Origin of the sequence: Epilithonimonas caeni DSM 17710 (genome assembly GCF_000426465.1) — a bacterium.
Taxonomy (GTDB): Bacteria; Bacteroidota; Bacteroidia; order Flavobacteriales; family Weeksellaceae; genus Epilithonimonas; species Epilithonimonas caeni.
In genome coordinates this window covers 1-2665 of sequence record NZ_AUFK01000007.1, presented here as the reverse complement: position 1 = coordinate 2665, position 2665 = coordinate 1, and the positions used below count along the sequence as shown (strand labels likewise).

Sequence of the window (2665 nt, the reverse complement as noted above, 5' to 3'; positions counted from 1 at the left end):
GAAAACAGGGTTGCTGAAATCAGGAACCAAACCGGTTAGTTCATAAAATGTTTTTTCTTCAGCCTTTGGACTTGTACTTCCTTTGATGATTTTCAATAATTTATATTTTCACTAATATATTTAAAACACTACCAACACTACCGAACTTCATCCAAATCCAATTTTTCAAGAGTTGTATTATTGCTTATTTCTTTATTAATCCATTCTTCATTTCCAGTTTTGGCACTTGTCCCAAAATTTGATATAAATATTTTCTCAATAATTAAATTATTTCCTTTATAAAACACAGGGATTACAACTTTTTTAAAAACTTTTTGATATTGATTTGTATATTCCAATTTTATATTAAACGCCTGATTATATCTAACATTCGTTTCTATTTCAAAAGAATCACAATTAAAATATTTTGTAAATAAAGGTTTATTGTCTTCTTCGATTTCAAGAACAACATCTGAATTATTTTTTTTAACAGTCAGTAAATCCAAAATTCCATTTCTGTTGAAATCTATATTGTATTTTTTTTCTTCTTGAGAAGATTTGCTGGGAGTTTCGGCAGATTCTTCCATATTTTCTTTTGATTTAAGAAAGTACTTACTGCATTCGGGAGAATCACAACCTAACACCTTTGTTTCTTTCCCATCATAAAGGGAAATATAAGAACCTCCATTTATTGATAAATTATATTTTTTTCCTTTGTAAGAATAATTTTCAACCTCAATATTACATGGAATTACAGGATAAGAAAAGTGCCATTCATTTTCAGATATTTCTGTAGACATTTTCATAAGATCATCAATTTCCTTTTTATTCAAAGACCATTGCTTATCTTTTGCGGATAATTTTTCTCCTGTAGAATAATCTCCACTACAAATTGCAGAGTAAGTTTTAACTTTTTGATTTTGGTTCGTTTTTTCTTCTTTGTCCTGTCCTTTGCAGGAAATAAAAAAAGATAAAATAATTATAAGAAAATATCTCATGTTATAAATAATCTTTAATGGCGTTAAATACTATTTGTCCTTCTCCTTTTTCTTTAGGAGCCAGATGTTCATGACAATCAATTTTGCTTTTATCCAAACTATAATAGTTTAATAGTCCCTTAACAAGACAAGCTACTGATTTTGCTTGCTTATCAGTCAAGTTTTCCCAACCTGCAACAGGGTTTTGTCCTTTTAACCCTAATGTTGGTTTCCCATTTGCATCAATAGCAAATCCGACAACTTCAATTCCTACTGATTTGGAATTCCAACCTGCACAATGCCATGTTACTTTATTTAAATTTGCGGTTTGGGTAATTACACCATCTTTTCCTACAACAAAATGTGTCCCGTAATGGTCTATACCTCCTTTCTTATTTTTTCTTCCACTTTTAAAAGCATTAATACATGCTTGTGTTGTTCCACCCGCAGTTCTGTGTAAAATTATTTTTTGAACACTTGTTTTTGAATCTTTATAGTTTCCATGTTCAATAATACTCACATGATTTTTTGTAACTCTTGAACTATTTATAAAACCTTCTTCAACTGCAAATACATCCGAACAAATACAATCACTTAGACCACTTGAACAGGTTTTATTTTCACTTGTTTTCTCTTTCTTCTTTATATCACAACAATTCTGAGGATATTCAAATACTGTCTTTAATGCATTTGTAGCATTAACCCTCTGATTGTAGCCATTTATTGATGAAGATTTTGTAGCATTCGGTTTGTTTACTAATCGAGAAGTATCAAATACACTGTCTTTATCTGCGAAAGGATTTATGTCTCCTTTATCATTATATTTCCAATACCATCCGCTTGATTTAGCAGCAATTTCTATATTTGTGGAAACAAGCTTTGGGTTATTTACAACATCAAAGCCTGAATCATCTTCAAACTTTTGATAATTTCCTCTTAAAGTCAAATGAATAAACCCTCTTCCTCTATATGGATCATACCAAAAATCACTTTTTGAATTTCCTTCCACACTTCTCATAAACGCTCCGGTTTCATGATAACATTGTGCTAAAAAATGTATTTTTCTTATGCAAGAATTTATTTCATATTTATCGAAAGTTTTATCTAAAACTTCTGCAAATTTATGATAGGTCTTATCTGAAAATACTTCATGTCCACTAGTAAATAAATTATCCTTGTTCCATTTATAAAAATTTTCTCCTGAATCATCATAGGTTGCTTTACGCATCGCAATAATCATTTCTTTTAACTCATCAGGAGATATCTTTCTATCACAAAAGCATGTGCATTCACTATCTTTTTTCTTGTCTTGTTGCTTATTTCCTTTCACAATCGCTGGAGATTTTGTTTGTTCTGTTATAGCATCTCCGATTTTCCCAATTCCTTCTGCAATTACCTCTGTTGTATTTTCAATGAATCCATAAATTCCGCCTGTTGGCTTATTGGTTTGAGGAGCAGGTGTTTTCCCTCCTTCACTTACTTCTACAGCTCCCTTGTTGTTCACCTTCTTATTCTCATAAACTGCTGTCACAAAAAACTTCTTCATTGTATTTTTATCTCCAGTAAAAAAATCCATAAGGGTTTTTGGTGTAGCATATTCAGACAAGCTAAATGTTACTTTGGCAATACCGTTCTTGTCTACAAAAGCTTTTTTAGGCTTTTTGTATTTGTCAGATTCTGAAGCCCCTTCTTCCCAAAGATAAAAGGTT

General features: G+C 30.8%; 2 protein-coding genes. Both read right to left on the bottom strand.

All coding sequences use genetic code 11. The features are described 5' to 3' along the window. Positions 1-137 precede the first annotated feature (137 nt). Positions 138-977 (bottom strand): hypothetical protein, encoded by an 840-nt coding sequence (locus tag K319_RS0101190; protein ID WP_027381954.1) that lies wholly within the window; start codon positions 975-977, stop codon positions 138-140. Between the two features lies 1 nt (position 978). After that, the coding region (locus K319_RS19575; protein WP_034671211.1) for an N-acetylmuramoyl-L-alanine amidase at positions 979-2665 on the bottom strand (1687 nt) is incomplete at its 5' end.